The organism is Dietzia sp. UBA5065 (assembly GCA_002415925.1).
Taxonomy (GTDB): Bacteria; Actinomycetota; Actinomycetes; order Mycobacteriales; family Mycobacteriaceae; genus Dietzia.
In genome coordinates this window covers 1-18,359 of the sequence record DIAZ01000036.1, presented here as the reverse complement: position 1 = coordinate 18,359, position 18,359 = coordinate 1, and the positions used below count along the sequence as shown (strand labels likewise).

General features: G+C 72.4%; 17 protein-coding genes. 1 reads left to right on the top strand and 16 read right to left on the bottom strand.

Going from position 1 to position 18,359, the window contains the following annotated elements; genetic code table 11:
• Positions 1-67: 67 nt before the first annotated feature.
• The 16 genes from carA to B4M60_RS02525 all read right to left on the bottom strand — a co-directional run bounded on the left by carA (position 68) and on the right by B4M60_RS02525 (position 16,735).
• A complete protein-coding gene (gene carA / locus B4M60_RS02600) occupies positions 68-1,276 on the bottom strand; it encodes a glutamine-hydrolyzing carbamoyl-phosphate synthase small subunit (protein ID WP_291080011.1) in 1,209 nt (402 codons plus the stop codon).
• The gene (locus tag B4M60_RS02595; RefSeq protein ID WP_291080009.1) at positions 1,273-1,830 is read right to left on the bottom strand and encodes a hypothetical protein; all 558 of its coding nucleotides are present in this window, start codon (positions 1,828-1,830) and stop codon (positions 1,273-1,275) included. The genes carA and B4M60_RS02595 overlap by 4 nt, the downstream gene beginning before the upstream one ends.
• Complete coding sequence (locus B4M60_RS02590) at positions 1,827-3,155, bottom strand: dihydroorotase (RefSeq protein ID WP_291080007.1); 1,329 nt, start codon at positions 3,153-3,155, stop codon at positions 1,827-1,829. Before B4M60_RS02590 ends, B4M60_RS02595 begins: the two co-directional genes overlap by 4 nt.
• A complete protein-coding gene (locus tag B4M60_RS02585) occupies positions 3,152-4,093 on the bottom strand; it encodes an aspartate carbamoyltransferase catalytic subunit (RefSeq protein ID WP_291080005.1) in 942 nt (313 codons plus the stop codon). The genes B4M60_RS02590 and B4M60_RS02585 overlap by 4 nt, the downstream gene beginning before the upstream one ends.
• Positions 4,090-4,674 carry a bifunctional pyr operon transcriptional regulator/uracil phosphoribosyltransferase PyrR gene (pyrR, locus tag B4M60_RS02580; RefSeq protein WP_291080004.1) on the bottom strand — a complete coding sequence of 195 codons (585 nt, stop codon included), beginning with the start codon at positions 4,672-4,674 and terminating at the stop codon, positions 4,090-4,092. Before pyrR ends, B4M60_RS02585 begins: the two co-directional genes overlap by 4 nt.
• 69 nt (positions 4,675-4,743) lie before the next feature.
• Positions 4,744-5,289, bottom strand: a complete 546-nt coding sequence (gene nusB / locus B4M60_RS02575; protein WP_291080002.1) for a transcription antitermination factor NusB — start codon at positions 5,287-5,289, stop codon at positions 4,744-4,746.
• A 2-nt stretch (positions 5,290-5,291) separates the two neighbouring features.
• A complete protein-coding gene (gene efp / locus B4M60_RS02570) occupies positions 5,292-5,855 on the bottom strand; it encodes an elongation factor P (protein WP_291080000.1) in 564 nt (187 codons plus the stop codon).
• Between the two features lie 74 nt (positions 5,856-5,929).
• A complete protein-coding gene (locus tag B4M60_RS02565) occupies positions 5,930-7,030 on the bottom strand; it encodes a M24 family metallopeptidase (protein ID WP_291079998.1) in 1,101 nt (366 codons plus the stop codon).
• Positions 7,027-8,154, bottom strand: a complete 1,128-nt coding sequence (gene aroB / locus B4M60_RS02560) for a 3-dehydroquinate synthase (protein WP_291079997.1) — start codon at positions 8,152-8,154, stop codon at positions 7,027-7,029. The genes B4M60_RS02565 and aroB overlap by 4 nt, the downstream gene beginning before the upstream one ends.
• 47 nt (positions 8,155-8,201) lie before the next feature.
• Positions 8,202-8,753: a shikimate kinase gene (locus B4M60_RS02555; RefSeq protein ID WP_291079995.1), complete on the bottom strand. Its 552-nt coding sequence runs from the start codon at positions 8,751-8,753 to the stop codon at positions 8,202-8,204.
• Positions 8,750-9,952, bottom strand: coding sequence for a chorismate synthase (gene aroC, locus B4M60_RS02550; RefSeq protein ID WP_291079993.1), 1,203 nt, complete (start codon positions 9,950-9,952; stop codon positions 8,750-8,752). The genes B4M60_RS02555 and aroC overlap by 4 nt, the downstream gene beginning before the upstream one ends.
• Before the next feature lie 49 nt (positions 9,953-10,001).
• On the bottom strand, positions 10,002-10,853 hold the full coding sequence (locus B4M60_RS02545; protein WP_291079991.1) for a shikimate dehydrogenase: 852 nt from the start codon (positions 10,851-10,853) through the stop codon (positions 10,002-10,004).
• Complete coding sequence (mltG, locus tag B4M60_RS02540) at positions 10,843-12,015, bottom strand: endolytic transglycosylase MltG (protein WP_291079989.1); 1,173 nt, start codon at positions 12,013-12,015, stop codon at positions 10,843-10,845. The genes B4M60_RS02545 and mltG overlap by 11 nt, the downstream gene beginning before the upstream one ends.
• Positions 12,016-12,107: 92 nt before the next feature.
• Positions 12,108-12,590 (bottom strand): Holliday junction resolvase RuvX, encoded by a 483-nt coding sequence (ruvX, locus tag B4M60_RS02535; protein WP_291079987.1) that lies wholly within the window; start codon positions 12,588-12,590, stop codon positions 12,108-12,110.
• Positions 12,587-15,247 carry an alanine--tRNA ligase gene (gene alaS / locus B4M60_RS02530; protein WP_291079985.1) on the bottom strand — a complete coding sequence of 887 codons (2,661 nt, stop codon included), beginning with the start codon at positions 15,245-15,247 and terminating at the stop codon, positions 12,587-12,589. The genes ruvX and alaS overlap by 4 nt, the downstream gene beginning before the upstream one ends.
• Before the next feature lie 210 nt (positions 15,248-15,457).
• Entirely contained in the window at positions 15,458-16,735 is a 1,278-nt protein-coding gene (locus tag B4M60_RS02525; protein WP_291080026.1) for a replication-associated recombination protein A, read from the bottom strand.
• 255 nt (positions 16,736-16,990) lie between these two features.
• Here B4M60_RS02525 and B4M60_RS02520 point away from each other — a divergent pair, with 255 nt between their 5' ends.
• The gene (locus B4M60_RS02520) at positions 16,991-18,295 is read left to right on the top strand and encodes an alkaline phosphatase family protein (RefSeq protein ID WP_291079984.1); all 1,305 of its coding nucleotides are present in this window, start codon (positions 16,991-16,993) and stop codon (positions 18,293-18,295) included.
• Positions 18,296-18,359: the final 64 nt, after the last annotated feature.

Sequence of the window (18,359 nt, the reverse complement as noted above, 5' to 3'; positions counted from 1 at the left end):
GCCTGGCCGATGACGATCGGACCGGAGCCGATCACGAGGACGTGGTTGATGTCTGTGCGGCGGGGCATCAGTTCGAGCCCTTTCTGGAGTCGGCGGAACCCTCGGCGGAGGAGCCGAGCAGGCTGACGAATCGATCGAAGAGGTCGGCGGCGTCGCGCGGACCCGCGGCGGCCTCGGGGTGGTACTGGACGGAGAAGGCGGAGCCGTCGGTGAGGGCGACCCCCTCGACGGTGCCGTCGTTGGCGCACACGTGGGTGACCGTGGCGGTACCCCACGGCGTCTCCCAGGTGTCGGTCTCCGGTGCGCGGAGCGCGAACCCGTGGTTCTGCGACGTGATGGCCACGGCCCCGGTGGACTTCTCGATCACCGGGATGTTGGTCCCCCGGTGCCCGAACCGCATCTTGTAGGTCTCCAGCCCCAGCGCGCGGCCCAGGATCTGGTTGCCGAAGCAGATCCCGAAGAACGGGATCCCCTGGCTCAGCACCTCCTTGGTGAGGTGCACGGCCGCGTCCGCGGTGGCCGGGTCGCCGGGCCCGTTGGAGAGGAACACCCCGTCCACGTCCAGGTCGAGGACGTCCTGCAGGGTCGAGCCCGCGGGGATCACGTGGACCCGGACCCCGCGGGCGGCGAGCATGCGGGGGGTGTTGGTCTTGATGCCCAGGTCCAGGGCGGCCACCGTGAACCGCGCCCGGCCCTCGGGCTCGACGACGTAGGCGGCGTCCGTCGAGACGACGCCGGACAGCGAGGCCCCCGCCATGGACTCCTGCGCGCGCACGGTGGCGAGCATCGACTCGTCGCTGACCAGGTCCGCCCCGGAGAAGATGCCGGCCTTCATCGCGCCGAGGTCGCGGATGTGCCTGACCACCGCCCGGGTGTCGACGTCGGCGATGCCGACCGTCCCCTGCTCGATCAGCTCGTCCTCGAGGGTGCGCCGGGACCGGTAGTTGGACGCGCGGCGCGAGAGGTCCCGGATGACCAGTCCGGAGACCCAGATCCGGCCGCCGCCGTCCTCGCCGTCGAGAAGCGACTCGCCGTCCTCGTCGTTCCACCCGGTGTTGCCGATCTGGGGTGCGGTGGTGACGACGATCTGCCGGCAGTAGGACGGGTCGGTGAGGGTCTCCTGGTACCCGGACATGGCGGTCGTGAACACCGCCTCGCCGAGGGTGGTGCCGGTCGCCCCGAAGGCGGTGCCGCGGTGGATCCGGCCGTCCTCCAGGACGAGCGCGGCGGGCTGACGGGCCCCCGGTGCGGCTGTGGTGCTGTTGTGCGATGTCACTGCTTCTCCTCGGTGGTGGAGCTGGGCGTCTCGGGGGTGTCGGGCAGGTCGGCGGGCGTGGCGTCGCCGCGCAGTGCCTCCCAGCGGGGGTACGAGTCCTTGTCGTCGGCCCGGAAGCCGGTGTCGATCAGGGAGCGGCCGTCGCTGCCGTCGACGTGCCACCGGGCGACCAGGATGCCGCCGCCGGGCACGGTCTTGTTGGCCAGGGCGGACGCGCGGCGCACGTCGACGAGGTCCGCCCTGGGGATCCACACGGTGGCGTCGACCAGGTCGAGCGCGAGGCCGCCGGTGTACGCGGTGAGGGTGCCGGCGGAGCGGTGCCCCAGCGGTGCCCTGGCGATCCTCGCCTGCCAGTCCCCCGCGATCGTGCTGCCGATGTACACGCCGGTCAGCGGGCCGAGGACCACCGCACCGGGATCGGCGGGGGCCGGCGGCAGCCGGTCGAACAGGCCTTCCTGGGACCGGCTGCGGTTGCGCCACCCCAGCGCCATCAACCCGAGCAGCCCGAGGAACACCGCGAGCACGACGAGTACGGTCCACGCGTCCTGGCTCATGCGAGCACCGTCCCGTCGAGGCTCGTCATCCGGCCCCGGTAGACGGTGCCCACGACCCGGGCGGCGAACGTCATGCCCTCGTAGGGGGTGTTCGCGGACAGGCTCGCGAGTTCCTCGCCGACGACGGTCCACGGGGAATCGGGGTCGACGACGGCGAGGTTGGCGGGCTCGCCCACCTGGATCGGTCGCCCCTGATCCGGCAGGCCGGCGATCTCGGCGGGCCGGGTGCTCATGACGCGGGCGAGATCGCGCCAGGTCATCTCCCCCGACTCGACCAGGAGCGCCGCCACGATGGGCAGGGCGGTCTCCAGCCCGAGCATGCCGGGACGGGCGGCGGCGAACTCGCAGCACTTCTCCTGCGCGGCGTGGGGTGCGTGGTCGGTGGCCACGCAGTCGATCACGCCCGCGACGAGGGCCTCGCGCAGCGCGCGGGCATCGTGGGCCTCGCGCAGCGGCGGGTTGACCCGGTAGACGCCGTCGTAGGACTCGAGCCGCGAGTCGTCGAGCAGGAGGTGGTGGGGCGTGACCTCGGCGGTGATGGAGATCCCCTGCGCCTTGGCCCACTTCAGCAACTCGACGGTGCCGGTCGTGGACGCGTGGCAGATGTGGACCCGGGCGCCCGCGTCCCGGGCGAGGATGGCGTCGCGGGCGACGATGGACTCCTCGGCCGATCGCGGCCACCCGGTGAGCCCCAGCCGCGCGGCCGTCGGCCCCTCGTGCGCGACCGCACCCCGGGTGAGCCGGGGCTCCTCGGCGTGTTGGGCCACCAGGACGCCGAGGCCGGCGGAGTACTCCAGCGCCCGACGCATCACCAGCGGGTCGTCCACGCACATGCCGTCGTCGGAGAAGATCCTGACCTTCGCCTCACCGGAGGCCATCTGCCCCATCTCGGTGAGCTGCTCGCCCTTCAGCCCGACGGTGACCGCGCCCACCGGGTGGACGTCGCACAGCCCGAGCGACCGCCCGATCCGCCACACCGAATCGGTGACGGTCTGGTTGTCCTGCGGCGGTTGGGTGTTGGCCATGGCGAACACCGCCGTGTAGCCGCCGCGGGCGGCGGCCGCCGAGCCGGTGGCGATCGTCTCGGTGTCCTCCCGGCCGGGCTCGCGGAGGTGGGTGTGGAGGTCGACGAACCCGGGAAGCAGCACCGCGCCGTCCAGGTCGTGGACCTCGACGGTGCCGGGGTCCCCGTCGGGGGTGGCACCGCCCGCGTCGGGCCCGATCGCGGCGATGAGACCGTCGCGGACGAGCACGTCGACGGGGTCTCCCTCCCCGTACGGCCGCACCCGGCGCAGTAGCAGGGCCGGGGGTTCGAGGACGCTCACTCGGGGGTTCCTTCCGTTCCGACGAGAGTGTGGAGCAGGACCGACATCCGCACGTGGACGCCGTTGGTGACCTGCTGGAGGATCGCGGACGACGGGGCGTCCGCCGTGTCGAACCCGATCTCCATGCCGCGGACCATCGGGCCCGGGTGGAGCACGACGGCGTGCCCGGGGAGTCGCGCCGCGCGGGCGGGACCCAGCCCGTAGCGGATCGCGTACTCGCGGGCGGACGGGAAGAATCCCCCGTTCATCCGTTCGGCCTGGACCCGCAGCATCATCACGGCGTCCGCCCCGGGCAGTTCGGCGTCGAGGTCGGTCGAGGCGCGCACCGGCCACGTCCCGACGCCCACGGGCAGCAGCGTGGGCGGCGCCACCAGGACCACCTCCGCCCCGAGCGTGGACAGGAGCAGGGCGTTGGACCGGGCGACGCGCGAGTGGAGGATGTCGCCGACGATCACCACCCGTCGTCCCTCGATCCCGCCGAGGCGCTCCCGGATGGTCATGGCGTCGAGCAGCGCCTGCGTGGGGTGCTCGTGCATCCCGTCCCCGGCGTTGATCACCGACGGACCGACACCGCCCGGCGCGACCCACCGCGCGATCTGCTGGGCGGACCCGGAGGCGGGGTGCCGCACGATCAGGGCGTCCGCACCGATGGCCGTCAGCGTCATCGCGGTATCCCGGAGGGACTCGCCCTTCTGGACCGACGAGGCGCTGGCCGAGACGTTGATGACGTCCGCGCTCAGCCATTTGCCGGCGGTCTCGAAGGACACCCGCGTGCGGGTGGAGTTCTCGTAGAACACGGTGAGGACGGTCCTGCCCCGCAGGGTGGGGAGCTTGCGCACCTCGCGGCCGAGGAGGGCGTCCTTGAGCCGACCCGCCTCGTCGAGGATGGACAGCGCCGCGTCGCGGTCGAGATCGGCTGCAGACAGCAGGTGCTTCATCGCGTGCCCTCCGGGTCGGGCCGCACGAGGACCACCGCGTCGCGGCCGTCGATCTCCGTCAACCGGACCGAGACGTCCTCGTCGCGGGCTGTCGGCACGTTCTTGCCCACGTAGTCCGCGCGGATGGGGAGCTCCCGGTGCCCCCGGTCCACCAGGACGGCGAGCTGGACGCGGGCGGGACGGCCGAGGTCGCGGAGGGCGTCGAACGCCGCCCGGATCGTCCGGCCGGAGAAGAGGACGTCGTCGACGAGGATGACCGTGGCGGCGTCGATCCCGGCCGCCGGGACCGAGGTCGGGCCCATCGGGCGGTGCGGGCCGCCGGCCAGGTCGTCGCGGTACAGGGTGACGTCCAGCGACCCGGCGTGGACGTCCGCTCCGCTGAACTCGCGGATTCGCTCGGCCAGGCGGTGCGCCAGGGGCACCCCTCGGGTCGGGATGCCGAGAAGGACCACGGGGCCCGAGTCGGGCGCGTCCGCCGCCGTGCGTTCGATGATCTGATGTGCCAGGCGGGAGACCGTCCTGGCGACGTCGTCGGACGTGAAGAGTGAGACCGAGGTCGTATCCGGACCATCAGCGTTCACCGATCACCACCTCCTTGTCCGCCTCGCTGGACGGCTCGTTAAAGGGATAGCTTTCGGGACCGAACTCTATCAGTCCCCGGGGCCCGCCTCCGGCGTGTCGGGGGTGGGCTCGGACACGTCCGAGGCCTCCGCCGATCCCAGGGCCGACACCGCTCGCTCGGCGGCCCGGATGTGCTCGGCCAGCCCCGCGACCCGGTCGAGGACGGCGTTGACGTAGGCCACCGACTTCTCGGCGGACAGCTCGGTGATCAGCAGCACCGACTGGTCTATGACGACGGCCGAATCCACCTGCTCGGTGCCGAAGAGCAGCTCCCACGCGCCGGCGCGGAGCACCGCCCTGTCGACGGCCGGGAGGCGCTCGAGGGTCCATTCGCGCAGGTGCTCGGAGATCATCGCGTCGAGGCGGTCGAGCCGCTCCGCCACGCCGGTGACGATCTCCATGGTGTACGGCGCCACGTCGTGGAACTCCTGGGAGTCGGCACCCATCCTGCGGCGCTCCTCGGCGAGTTCCACCACGTCCGCATCCCGCAGTTCCGCCTCGAACAGCAGTGCCACGGCGCGCTTCCGCGCCCGGAACCGGGAGCCCCGGCGCCGGTAGTCGACGTCGTCCGTCATGGTCAGTCGTTCACCCGGCTGAGGTAGCGCCCGTCGCGGGTGTCGATCTTCAGCTTGTCGCCGGTGTTGATGAACAGCGGAACCTGGACCTCCGCGCCGGTCTCGAGCGTGGCCGGCTTGGTCCCACCGGTCGAGCGGTCGCCCTGCAGGCCCGGGTCCGTGTGCTGGACCAGCAGGTCCACGGAGACGGGCATCTCGGCGAACAGCGGGACGCCCTCGTGCACGGACACCTGCACGCTGGTGTTCTCCAGCAGGAAGCGCGCGCTGTCGCCCATGACGCTCGGCGGCACGTTGATCTGCTCGAAGTCCTTCTCGTCCATGAGGACGTAGTCCTCGCCGTCGCGGTAGAGGAACGTCATGTCCCGGCGGTCCACCGTCGCGGTCTCCACCTTGACGCCGGCGCTGAAGGTCTTGTCGATGGTCTTGCCCGAGACGACGTTCTTCATCTTGGTGCGGACGAACGCCGGACCCTTACCGGGCTTGACGTGCTGGAACTCCTGGATCTGCCAGAGGTTCCCCTCCTCCTTGATGACGAGGCCGTTCTTGAAGTCGGCGGTGGACGCCATGGTCGGTTCTCCTTCGCGGGTCGGCCGCGGGCGGCCGGGGACCGGCGCCGCGCGCATCTTCGTGGGACGGCTGCTCAGAGCACCCTGAGCGCCGTCGACGTGGTGGTCAGGGACCTGCCGCCGCCGCCGGTGACGGCCACGGTGTCCTCGATTCGGATCCCCCCGAGGCCCGGGAGGTAGATCCCCGGCTCGATGGTGATCACATCGCCGTCGGACAGTGTACTCGTGGATCTCTGCGACACCGCGGGCGCTTCATGGACGTCCAACCCCACCCCGTGTCCCAGGGAGTGGCCGAAGTGGTCGCCGAATCCGGCGCCGGCGATGATCCCGCGACTGACCCCGTCCAGCTCGGCGCAGGAGAGCCCCGCGCGGACCGCGTCGACACCGGCGATCTGCGCGCGCCGGACGACCTCGTAGGCGTCGAGCAACCGGTCCGCCGCGCCGCCCAGCGCCACCGTCCGGGTGCAGTCGGAGGCGTAACCGGCGACCGTCGCGCCGAAGTCCACCACGACCAGGTCCCCGTCGGCCAGCACGCGGTCCGCGGGCACGTGATGCGGGTGGGCGCCGTTGGGGCCCGAGGCGATGATCGTCTCGAAGGCCACGCCGTCGGACCCGGCCCTGCGCATCGCGTGCTCGAGATCCGCGGCGACCTCCCGCTCGGAGCGGCCCACGGCGAGCAGCCCCCTCGCCAGCAGATCGGTCCACGCGCGGTCCACGATCCGGCACGCCCGACCGATCGTGTCGAGCTCGGTCGGGTCCTTGGTGCGACGGACCTGCTCGACCAACCCGCTGGTCTCCACGATCGGGGTGCCCGACGCCCCGGCCTCCCGGAGGGACCGGCGCAGGGCGGCCGCGGCCGACAGGGTGAGGACGTCCGCCTCCACCGCGAGCGGGGCGTCCGCGGGTCCACGGCGGCGCCCCAGGACTCCCGGGACGTACTCCCGGGAGATCACGTGCCCCACGCCCGGCGCCTGCTCGACCACCTGGAGTTCGTAACGCGAATCCGTGCAGAGCACCGCCTCGCCGTCGTCCTCCACCAGGGCGGCGCCGCCGGAGCCGCGGAAGCCGGTGAGGTAGGCGATGTTGCGGGGATCGGTGACGAGGAGCGCGGTCGCCCCCGCGTCGACGACGGCGGCGGCCACGTCGCGACGCCGCGCGGCCAACCGGTCGGTCACAGCAGGATCCCGCCACCGCTGGGTCGGCGGCCCTCGGAGATCGCCGCGTAGGCCGCCACCATGAGCGACGGGTCCGGGGCCTCCATGCGAGCGGGGCGGCCGAGGCCGTCGAGCACCACCAGGCGCAGGAACCCGGAGTGGTTCTTCTTGTCCCCGGCCATGAGTTCGTGCAGCCGGGGGAACGCGTCCTCGTCGTACCCGGTGGGGAGCCCCAGCGAGGACAGGATCGAGGCGTGACGGTCGGCCGTGGCGTCGTCGAGGCGGCCGGCCAGCCGCGCCAGTTCGGCCACGAAGCACATGCCCACGCTCACGGCCGCGCCGTGCCGCCAGCGGTACTGTTCGCGCCGCTCGACCGCGTGGCCGAGGGTGTGTCCGTAGTTGAGGTTCTCGCGCAGGCCCGATTCCCTGAGGTCCTGGCCCACGACGTCGGCCTTGACCTGCACGCTGCGGCGGATGAGCTCGACGATCGTGTCGCCGGTCGGGTCGAGGGCCGCCTCGGGATCGGCCTCGATGAGGTCGAGGATCACGGGGTCCGCGATGAAGCCGCACTTGACCACCTCGGCCATGCCGGAGACAAGCTCGTTGCGCGGCACCGACTCGAGGGTGGCGGTGTCGATGAAGACGGCCGCCGGCTCGTGGAAGCAGCCGACGAGGTTCTTCCCCGCGTCGGTGTTGATCCCGGTCTTGCCGCCCACGGCCGCGTCGACCATGGCCAGGAGGGTGGTGGGGATGTGCACCACGCGGACCCCCCGCATCCAGGTGGCGGCCACGAAGCCCGCCAGGTCCGTGGCGGCCCCGCCGCCCAGGCTCACCACGGTGTCCTTGCGGCCGAGCCCGATCTTGCCGAGCACGTCCCAGCAGTACCCCGCGACCTGGAGGTCCTTCCCGGCCTCGGCGTCGGGGATCTCCACGCGGTGGGCGTTGACGCCGGCCTCGGCGAGCTTCTCCCGCAGCGCCTCGGCGGTCTGGGTCAGCGGGGGCTGGTGGAAGATCGCGAGGTTGCGCGCGGAGGAGCACGCCTCGAGGATCTCGGGCAGCAGACCGCGACCGATCACCACCGGATACGGGTCGGCGGACCGCACCTCGACCACCACGGGTCCGGCCTTCTCGTGGTCCTGGTTCATCTGCAGCTCCCGCTCCTCGGTCGTATCGCCATCGGGTCCAGCGTCGTTCACGGTCGGACACCCGCGTCCCGGACGTGCGGGTCACCGGAGGTGAGCCTGTCGACGATCTCAGACACCACCTTGCCCGAACTCCGGCGTTCGGTGCTCACCGTGGACCACGCCACCTCGCGGTACAGCGGCGAGCGTTCGGTCAGCAGCGCCTGGTAGCGCGCGGTCACGTCGCCACCGGCGAGCAGCGGTCGGCCCGGCCCCTGGGATCGGCGCACCCCCTCGGCCACGCCGATCGTCAGGTGGATCACGCGCTGTCCGCGCAGTCGCCGCCGGGTCTCCGCCGAGAGCACCGCCCCGCCGCCGAGGGAGAGCACACCGTCGAACGACTCGAGGGCCTGCCCCACGATCCGCTCCTCGATCGCGCGGAAGCCGGGTTCGCCGTCCGTGGCGAAGATCTCCGGGATCGTCCGGCCCTCGGACTCCTCGATCATCTGGTCGGCGTCGAGGAACGGTACGTCCAGCCGCCGGGCCACCTTGCGTCCGATGGTGGTTTTGCCGGCACCCGGCGGACCCACCAGGACGGCGACCGGTCGGGCCGGGTCGCTCATGCCGGGTCCGTGTCCCAGTCCAGTCGCTCGGCCACCGCGTCGAGGTAACCCCGGACGTTGCGGCGCGTCTCGGACAGCGAGTCCCCGCCGAACTTCTGCAGGACCGATCGGGCCAGGACGAGGGCCACCATCGCCTCGGCGACCACCCCGGCGGCCGGCACCGCGCACACGTCCGAGCGCTGGTGGATGGCGGTGGCGGTGGACCCGTCCGCCATGTCGACGGTGCCCAGTGCCCGCGGCACCGTGGAGATCGGCTTCATCGCGGCGCGAACCCGCAGGGCCTGGCCGTTGGTCATCCCGCCCTCGAGTCCCCCGGCGCGGTTGGTCCTCCGCTCGACGCCGTCGGCCCCGCGGAGCATCTCGTCGTGCGCGACGCTGCCGCGCCGCCGTGCGGTCTCGAACCCGTCGCCCACCTCGACGCCCTTGATGGCCTGGATGCCCATGAGGGCACCCGCCAGCTGGGCGTCGAGACGTTCCTCGCCCGAGACGTGGGATCCGAGCCCGATGGGCAGCCCGTGGACCACGACCTCGACCACCCCGCCGAGGGTGTCCCCGGCCTTCTTGGCGGCCTCGATCTCGGCGATCATCGACTCGCCGGTGGCGGTGTCGAAGGCGCGGACGGGGTTGGCGTCGATGTCCGCCAGGTCGGAGAAGGCCGGTTCGGGTCCGACGTACGGCTCCGAGCCGCCGATGGAGACGACGTGCGACAGCACCTCCACTCCCAGCACGTCCCTCAGGACGGCGCGGGCCACCGTCCCGGCGGCGACCCGGGCCGCGGTCTCGCGGGCGCTGGCCCGCTCCAGGACCATGCGGGCGTCGTCGAAGTCGTACTTGAGCATCCCCGCGAAGTCCGCGTGACCGGGCCGGGGTCGCGTGAGGAGCGCCGCGCGGGCCTTGTCCTCGATGGAGTCGGGGTCCACCGGGTCGGCGGACATGATCTGCTCCCACTTGGGCCACTCGGTGTTGCCGACCTCGATCGCGATGGGAGAGCCCATCGTGCGACCGTGGCGGACCCCCCCGAGCACCCGCACCGCGTCGGCCTCGAACTTCATCCGGGCCCCGCGACCGTAGCCCAGGCGGCGACGGGCGAGCTGCGAGGCGATGTCCTCGCTCGTCACCTCTACACCCGCTATGACGCCCTCGAGGATCGTCACGAGGGCCTGGCCATGCGATTCTCCGGCGGTGGTCCACTTCAGCACGCCGCCGATCATCCCACGACCGCCGCCGGACCGGCACATCAGGGCCGCGCTAGCGACCGAGCGCCTCCGTCAGGGCGGCGGCCATCTCCGCGCGCGGCGCCGGGCGGCCCGTGAACAACTCGACCTGACCGAAGGCCTGGTTGAGCAACATCACGTCGCCCCCGACCACCGGGATCCCGTAGTCGCGCGCGACCGCACCCGCCGCGGTGGGCCAGGGTTGGTAGAGGACGTCGAACAGACGACGGGCGTGGGACACCAGCTGCAGGTGATCCCGGACCCCCGGTTCGGGAACGGTGTTGATCAGCACGTCCGCCCCCGCGACCTCGGCCGGGAGGGCGTGATCGGTGAGCAACATCGTGTGGATCTCCAGCCCCAGCACCCGACCGCAGGCCGCCGCCGGTCCCGCGTTGTGGCGACGCGACGCCAGGACGACCCGGGTGGCGCCGGCCTCGGCGAGTCCCGCCAGGACCGGCCGGGCGGTCCCGCCGACCCCCAGCACGACGGCGGTCGGCTCCGCCGGGAGGTCCCCGAAGGCCGCCAGCGCGCCGGTCACGCCGTCGACGTCCGTGCAGTCCGCCCACCACCCGTCGCCGCGACGCACCAGGGTGTTGGCGCTCCCGACGATCCGGGCCCGGGCGCTCACCTCGGTGGCGTGGTCGAGCGCGGCGAACTTCCCGGGCATGGTGACGGAGTAACCCACCCGGTCCGCCGGCGATGCGTCGACGACCGCCGGCAACTGCTCGGCGTCGCAGTCGATCCGCTCGTAGGTCCAGCCGTCCAGCCCCAGCGCGCGGTACGCGGCGCCGTGGAGGACCGGGGAGAGCGAGTGATCCACCGGGTGCCCGAGCACCGCGGCGGACCGGGGGCCGTCGGCCGGCGGGATGACGGGGTCAGCGCCCACTGGACAGGACCCCGTTGGCGATCGCCTCACTCTGGTAGCGCTCGTGCTCCGGGTACTCGTCGGCGAACCTGGTGGTGCCCTGCATGTCGACCGTGACGAAGTACTTCCACTGCCCGTCGGCCGGGTTCTCCATGGCGCGCAACGCGTCGAGTCCGGGAGAGCCGATCGGGCCGTACGGCAGACCGTCGATCGCGTAGGTGTTCCACGGCGTCACCGCCGCGCGGTCGGCGTCGGTGGTGGCGATCTCCTGGTCGGCGAGCGCGTAGTTGACCGTGGAGTCGAACTGGAGCCGCATCGGCTCGTCGAGACGGTTGAGGATCACCCGGGCGATCTTGTCGAAGTCCTCGAGGGTGCCCTCCTTCTCCACCAGGGAGGCGGCGGTGACGACCTGGTACGGGGTAAGGCCGATCCGCTCGGCGGAGGCCACGAGCCCGGTCTGGTCGTAGGACTGGGTGGAGGAGGCGATGAGCTGGCGGAGGATCTCGACGGGGTCGGACTGGGGGTTGACGGTATGGACCCCCGGTGCGATCAGGCCCTCGAGGCGCCGCACGGGGTCGGGCGCGGCCTGCACCTCGTTGATGGCCCACCCGGGAACCCCCAGGGCCACGGGATCCACCCGGACCGCGGCGTCGACGATCTCGAGCGGGGACCGGCACGTCGGCGGGGCGTCGGGCACGTCCAGGTCCCGCAGGCAGGTGGCCTCGGCGATCTGGGTGAAGATGCCCTTCTCCGTGCCGCCGCCCACCACCACGGTGTCCAGCAGGCGCCCCCCGGGCTTGATGTCGATGAAGCCGACGCGGTTCCGCGGATCCGCCAGGGCCGCCACGACCGATGCGGCGCTCATCTCCTCGCGCACCTGGTAGTAGCCCGGCTGGATGCCCTCGACCGGGGTCCCGGACGCGGCGCCGGTGAACGCGCGCGTGCTGGCGACCGTCCCCAGGTCGTACAGCCGGTCACCGACCATCCCCAGGGTGTCCCCCGGCTCGACGTGCAGCAGGGCGTTGCCGGTGCCCTCGCCGCTGAAGTCCGGCGCGGCGGAGACCTCGGCGTTGAGATTGCGGAAGACCATCACCGCGAAGGCCAGGACGACCCCGACCACGGCCGCGAGGAGGATGAATCTGGTGGTGCCACTCGTGCGCGATCGTCCTCGTGCCGCAGACATGGTGCTCCTTAGCCAGGGGTTCGGTGGAGCTGCCCGACGGACAGCGTGGTGCTCGCGGTGAGTTTATCCAGCCGACGCGCCGCGCACACCGTTCATCGACGGGCGTGCCGTGAGTCGAGCCACGCCTGCAGGAGCACCACGGCCGCGGCCTGGTCGATGATCCCGCGCTGCTGGCGGGTCGTCCTGCCCGCCCCGTGGAGCGCGGCTCCCGCCGACACGGTGGTGAGCCGCTCGTCCTGGAACTCCACGGCCAGGTCCGGCGAGGCGGCCTCGAGCGCGGCGACGAACGACCGGGCCATCGCCGTGGACGCGGTGTCCCTGCCCTTGAGGGAGGTGGGCAGCCCCACGATCACCCCGACGGCGTCGTACTCCTCGACGAGGGCGGACAGACGCGCGACCTCCGCCGCCCACCCGGGGTCGCCACTGGAGACGCGGATCGTCTCTACAGGTGTCGCGAGGATCCCGTCCGGGTCGCACGAGGCCACACCGATGCGTGCGGTGCCCACGTCGAGCCCGAGGCGTCGGCCGCGGGTCCACCCGGCCCCGACGCCGGCCGCGCCGGGGGCGTCGGTCACCCGACCTCCCGGACCGCGGCGCGCAGCGCGGCCACGGCGGCGTCGAGTCCGGACGGGTCGGTTCCCGCGCCCTGCGCCATGTCCGGCTTCCCGCCGCCCCGCGCCCCCAGTGCGGGGGCGATTGCCTTGACCAGGTCGCCGGCCCTGAGCCCGCGGTCCTGGGCGGCGGGGCTGACGGCGATCACGAACGGAACCTTGTCCGCGCCGGGAGCGGCGAGGAACACGACCCCGGCGTCCCCGCCGAGCCGGCCCTTGAGGTCGGAGGCGAGGGTGCGGAGGTCAGCCGCCGCTCCCCCCGGGGTCGAGTGCGCGAGGAAGCGGATCCCGCCGAGGTCCTCGGCCGCCGACAGCAGGTCCCCGGCCTGGGAGGCCAGTGACGCCGCGCGCAGCGCCTCGAGGGCCTTCTCCGCGTCCCGGAGCTTGGCCGCCAGCGCGGCCACGCGGTCGGGCAGCTCGTCGGTGGGCGCCTTGAGCGAGGTGGCCAGGCCCGAGACCAGCGCGCGTTCGCGGGCCTGGTGCCGGTAGGCGTCCATGCCGACGTAGGCCTCCACGCGGCGGATACCCGATCCCACCGACGCCTCGCCCAGCAGGGTGACGGGGCCGATCTGGGCGGAGCTCGACACGTGGGTGCCGCCGCACAGCTCCATGGAGAACGGGCCGCCGATCTCCACCACCCGGACGCGGGACCCGTAGTTCTCCCCGAACAGGGCCATCGCGCCCATCCGCCTGGCCTCGTCGAGGGAGGTCTCGACCGTGTTCACGCCGTAGTCGGCGTCCACGGCCGCGTTGGTGATCTCCTCGACCTGCGCCAGGACGTCGGCCGGGATGGAGCCCGACCAGTTGAAGTCGAACCGCATGTAGCCCGGCTTGTTGAGAGAGCCCGCCTGGACCGCCTCCGGCCCGAGGATCTGCCGGAGCGCGGCGTGCACGAGGTGGGTGGCCGAGTGACCCTGCGTGGCGCCCTTGCGCCACTCGGGGTCGACCGCCGCGGTGACGAGCTGGCCGGCCTCGACCTCCCCCCCGGTGAGCACGCCCTTGTGTACCCAGAGCTTCTTGCCGATCTTCTGCACGTCGTCCACCCGCATCTGGAAGCCGGCGGTGGAGATCATGCCGCGGTCGCCCAGCTGCCCGCCGGATTCGGCGTAGAACGGCGTCCGGTCGAGCACGAACTCGACCTGGTCACCCTCCCTGGCCACCCGCACGGAATCGCCGCCGGAGACGATCCCCACCAGGGTCGACTCGTCGGTCAGCTCGGAGAAGCCGGTGAAGACGGTCTCCCCCGCGTCGAGGAAGTCGCGGTACACCGAGAGGTCGGCGTGGGCGTGCTTCTTGGACTGCGAGTCCGCCTTGGCCCGGGCCCGCTGCTCGGACATGAGGGAGCGGAAGCCCTCCTCGTCCACCGTCAGTCCGGCCTCGGCCGCCATCTCGAGGGTGAGGTCGATCGGGAAGCCGTGGGTGTCGTGCAGGGCGAAGGCCTGGCGGCCCGACAGGGTGGCGGCGCCCGACTCCCTGGCGGCCTCGGCGGCGCGTTCGAACAGCTGCGTCCCGGACTCGAGGGTCTTGAGGAAGGCCACCTCCTCCGCCACCGCGATGCGCTCGATCCGGTCGTACCCGGCGACCGTCTCCGGGAACGACGGGCCGATCGCCTCCCTGACGGTGGCCATGAAGGCCGCCATCGCGTCCCCGGTCGCGCCCAGCAGCCGCACGGACCGCACGATGCGGCGCAGCAGGCGCCGCAGGATGTACCCGCGGCCCTCGTTGCCCGGGGTCACCCCGTCGGAGATGAGCATGTACGCCGTCCGCGCGTGGTCGGCGATCACCCGGAAGCGCACGTCGGAGGCGTGGTCCGCACCGTACTGGGCGCCGGACAGCCGCTCCGCGGTGTCGATCACCGGGCGGAGCAGGTCGGTCTCGTAGACGTTCTCCACCCCCTGCAGCAGGAACGCGACGCGCTCCACGCCCATGCCCGTGTCGATGTTCTGCTTGGGCAGCGGTCCGAGGATCTCGAACGCGTCCTTGCCGGTGCCCTCGCCGCGCTCGTTCTGCATGAAGACGAGGTTCCAGATCTCGATGTAGCGGTCCTCGTCCGCCTCCGGCCCGCCCTCGAGCCCGTACGCCGGCCCGCGGTCGTAGAAGATCTCCGAGCAGGGACCGCACGGCCCCGGCACGCCCATGGACCAGTAGTTGTCCGCCATGCCCCGGCGCTGGATGCGCTCGGCGGGGATGCCGACCACGTCCCGCCAGATGCCAAAGGCCTCGTCGTCGTCGAGATAGACGGTGACCCACAGCAGCTCCGGATCGATCCCGAACCCCCCGTCCTCCACGGATGTGGTGAGCAGCGCCCACGCGTGGCGGATCGCCCCCTCCTTGAAGTAGTCGCCGAAGGAGAAGTTCCCGGCCATCTGGAAGAAGGTGTTGTGGCGGGTGGTGATGCCCACCTCCTCGATGTCGAGGGTGCGCACGCACTTCTGGATGGAGGTCGCGGTGGCGTGCTCGGGGGTCTCCTGGCCCAGGAAGTACGGCTTGAACGGGACCATGCCGGCGTTGACGAACAGCAGGTTGGGGTCGTCCAGGACCAGTGACGCGCTGGGGACCTCGGCGTGCCCGGCCCGCACGAAGTGGTCGAGGAAACGACGCCGGATCTCATGGGTCTGCACAGGGGGCCTCACTGGTGGTCGTGACGAGGTGGTGGGACGACTGCTCAGCCTACCGTCGGCTCCGGAGCGGTCGGAGGAAGGCCGGACGGGGGGACGCCCGCGGCGACCGCGACGGAGACGACGACAGAGACGACGACGAGGTGGGCGCCCCGGGACCGGATCGCCGCCCGGGTGCCGCGACCACCGGTGACGAGGGTTCCCGGACCCGGGCTACGTCGTCCCCCGGATGATGCCGCGCAGCCTGGTGAGGCGTGTCGAGAGTTCCCGCTCGTTCCCGTGACCGGAGGGTGAGTAGTAGTCGCGTCCGACGAGCTCGTCCGGCGGGTACTGCTGCTCCACCACCCCCGCCCGGGCCTGGTGGGCGTACGTGTAGCCGACCCCGTTGCCCAGCCCCCTGGCCCCGGCGTAGTGGCCGTCGCGCAGGTGCCGCGGCACCTCCCCCACGCCCCCGGCCCGGACGTCGGCCATCGCGGCGTCGATCGCGGAGATGACCGCGTTGGACTTGGGGGCCGTGGCGAGGTGGATGGTGGCCTGGGCCAGGGCGAGACGGCACTCCGGTAGCCCCACCTTCTGCACGATCTCGGCCGCGGCCGACGCCGAGAGCAGCGCGGTGGGGTCCGCCATCCCGATGTCCTCGCTCGCGTGGATCATGAGCCGGCGCGCGATGAAGCGCGGATCCTCCCCCGCCACCAGCATCCGTGCGAGGTAGTGCAGGGCCGCGTCCACGTCCGAGCCGCGGATCGACTTGATGAAGGCGCTCGTGACGTCGTAGTGCTGGTCGCCGTCCCGGTCGTAGCGCACCGGGGCCGCGTCCAGGCTCTGCTCGACGATCTCGGGCGTCACCAACCCGTCCTCGGCCGCCTCCGCGGCGGCCTCCAGGACGGTCAGGCTGCGGCGGGCGTCACCGCCCGCGAGTCGGACGATGTCCTCCACCGCCTCGTCGGTGACCTCGACCGTCCCGGCGAGCCCCCGCTCGTCGGCGACCGCACGTCGGATGACGGTGGCCACGCCCTGCTCGTCGAGCCCGTGGAGTTCGGCGATGAGCGACCGGCTGAGCAGCGGGGCGATCACGGAAAAATGCGGGTTCTCCGTGGTCGCCGCCACCAGCAGCACGATGCCGTTCTCCACCGCGGCGAGCAGCGCGTCCTGCTGGCTCTTGGAGAAGCGGTGGACCTCGTCGATGAACAGCACCGTGCGTCGGCCGTGGATCTGCCTGGTTCGGGCGTCGTCGATCACCGCCCGGACGTCCTTGACGCCCGCGCTCAACGCCGACAGGGCCACGAAGTGCCGACCGGACGAGCTCGCCACCAGGTTGGCCAACGTGGTCTTGCCCGTGCCCGGCGGCCCGTAGAGGATCACCGAGGAGCCGCCCCGTCCCTCGACCAGGCGCCGCAGCGGTGAGTTGGGGCGCAGGAGGTGGTCCTGTCCGATCACCTGCTCCAGCGACCGCGGCCGCATCCGCACCGCCAGCGGGGCCGACGGGTCGATCGGCGGGGGCGCGGAGGCGGCCGACCCCGCCGGCCCTCCGGCTCCGGCGTCCCCGGCCGCGAACAGCCCTGCGTCATCGCTCACCCCGTCAGGTTACCGACGGGCCCGGGACCGCCCGCGGGTGAACATCCGGCGACGCACCGCGCGGCGCGCCGGCCTCACTCCACCCGGTGCGGTTCCCTGGATCCCAGGTGCGCCCCGCCCGCGCGGGGTAGAACTCTCAGCAGTCCATCCTGACCGGAGGAGCCCCACACGATGAGCCGCCACGACGACCCCTGCCACGGCCCCACCATGACCCGCCGGGAGGCGCTGGCCGGCGCCGGGATGGTCGCCGCGGCCGGGGCGGTGGGCATCACCCTGCTCGCCGAGCCCGCCCCGGTGTGGGCGAACCCGACCCGGCCCGTCGCCGACGACCTCGATGTCTACGTCCTGGTCACCGACGGGATGCGGCCCGACGAACTCAACCCCGTCCAGGCCCCGACGCTGCACCGCTGGGCGTCCGAGGGCACCCGGTTCTCCGACGCCTCCTCGGTGATGATCGCCGAGACGCTGCCCAACCACGCCGCGATGGTCACCGGGGTCCTACCCGAACGCAACGGGGTCCCCGCGAACGCCGTCTGGGACCACGCGGCCGGAACCGACAGGACCCTCGACCGGCCCGACGACCTGCGCGCCCCCACCGTGCTCGACCGCATCCGCACCGAGGCGGGGCTGACCACCGCGAGCGTGCTGAGCAAGGACTACCTCCACGGGCTGTTCGGCGGGCGTGCGAGCGTGCAGTGGGCGCCCTTCCCGCTGGTGCCGATCACCGACCACTCCCTGGACTGGTTCACCGTCGAGGCCCTCAAGCGGACCGTCACCGACCACGCCCCGCGCATGACCTTCGTCAACCTCGGCGACATGGACCGATTCGGGCACATGGACCTGTCGGGTACGTCGCTGCGGCTGGCGCGCAACCAGGCGGTCGCGAACTCCGACAACAAACTCTGGGACTTCGAGCAGTTCCTGCGCTCGACCGGTCGGTGGGAGCGCTCGGTGCTCATCGTGCTGGCCGACCACGGCATGGACTGGTCGGAGCCGCTCCGGCTCATCAGCGCGGCCGGCGCGATCGACGCCGACCCCGCCCTGCGGGGCCGGTTCGGGATCGCCCAGAACGGCGGGGCGGACACCTTCGCCTACCTCGGCCCGGCGCCCGAGCGGGCGGCCTCGCTCGCGCGCCTGCGGGAGGTCGTCGGCGGACTCCCCGGGGTCAACCGACTCTACGATCCCGCCGAGCTCTCCCTGGGCGAGCGCGGCGGGGACCTGGTGGCCACGTGCCATCCGGGGTGGCGCTTCTCCGACCCGACGCCGTTCTCCAACCCGATCCCCGGCAACCACGGTCATGAGGTCACGCTGGGGATCCCGTTCTTCGTCGGCGGCGGACACCGGATCGTGCGCCGGGGGCAGGTCGTCGACCGCCCGGTCCGCACGCTGGACGTGGCGCCCACGGTCGCCCGGCTGTTCGGTCTGGACCACGGGGGGATGGACGGGCGCCCGGCGCTCGAGGCGTTCGGCCTCTGACGCCCCGATCCCACGGCCACGCCACCCCCCCAAAAAAAATCCGCTACTCCCCTGTCGCATCCGC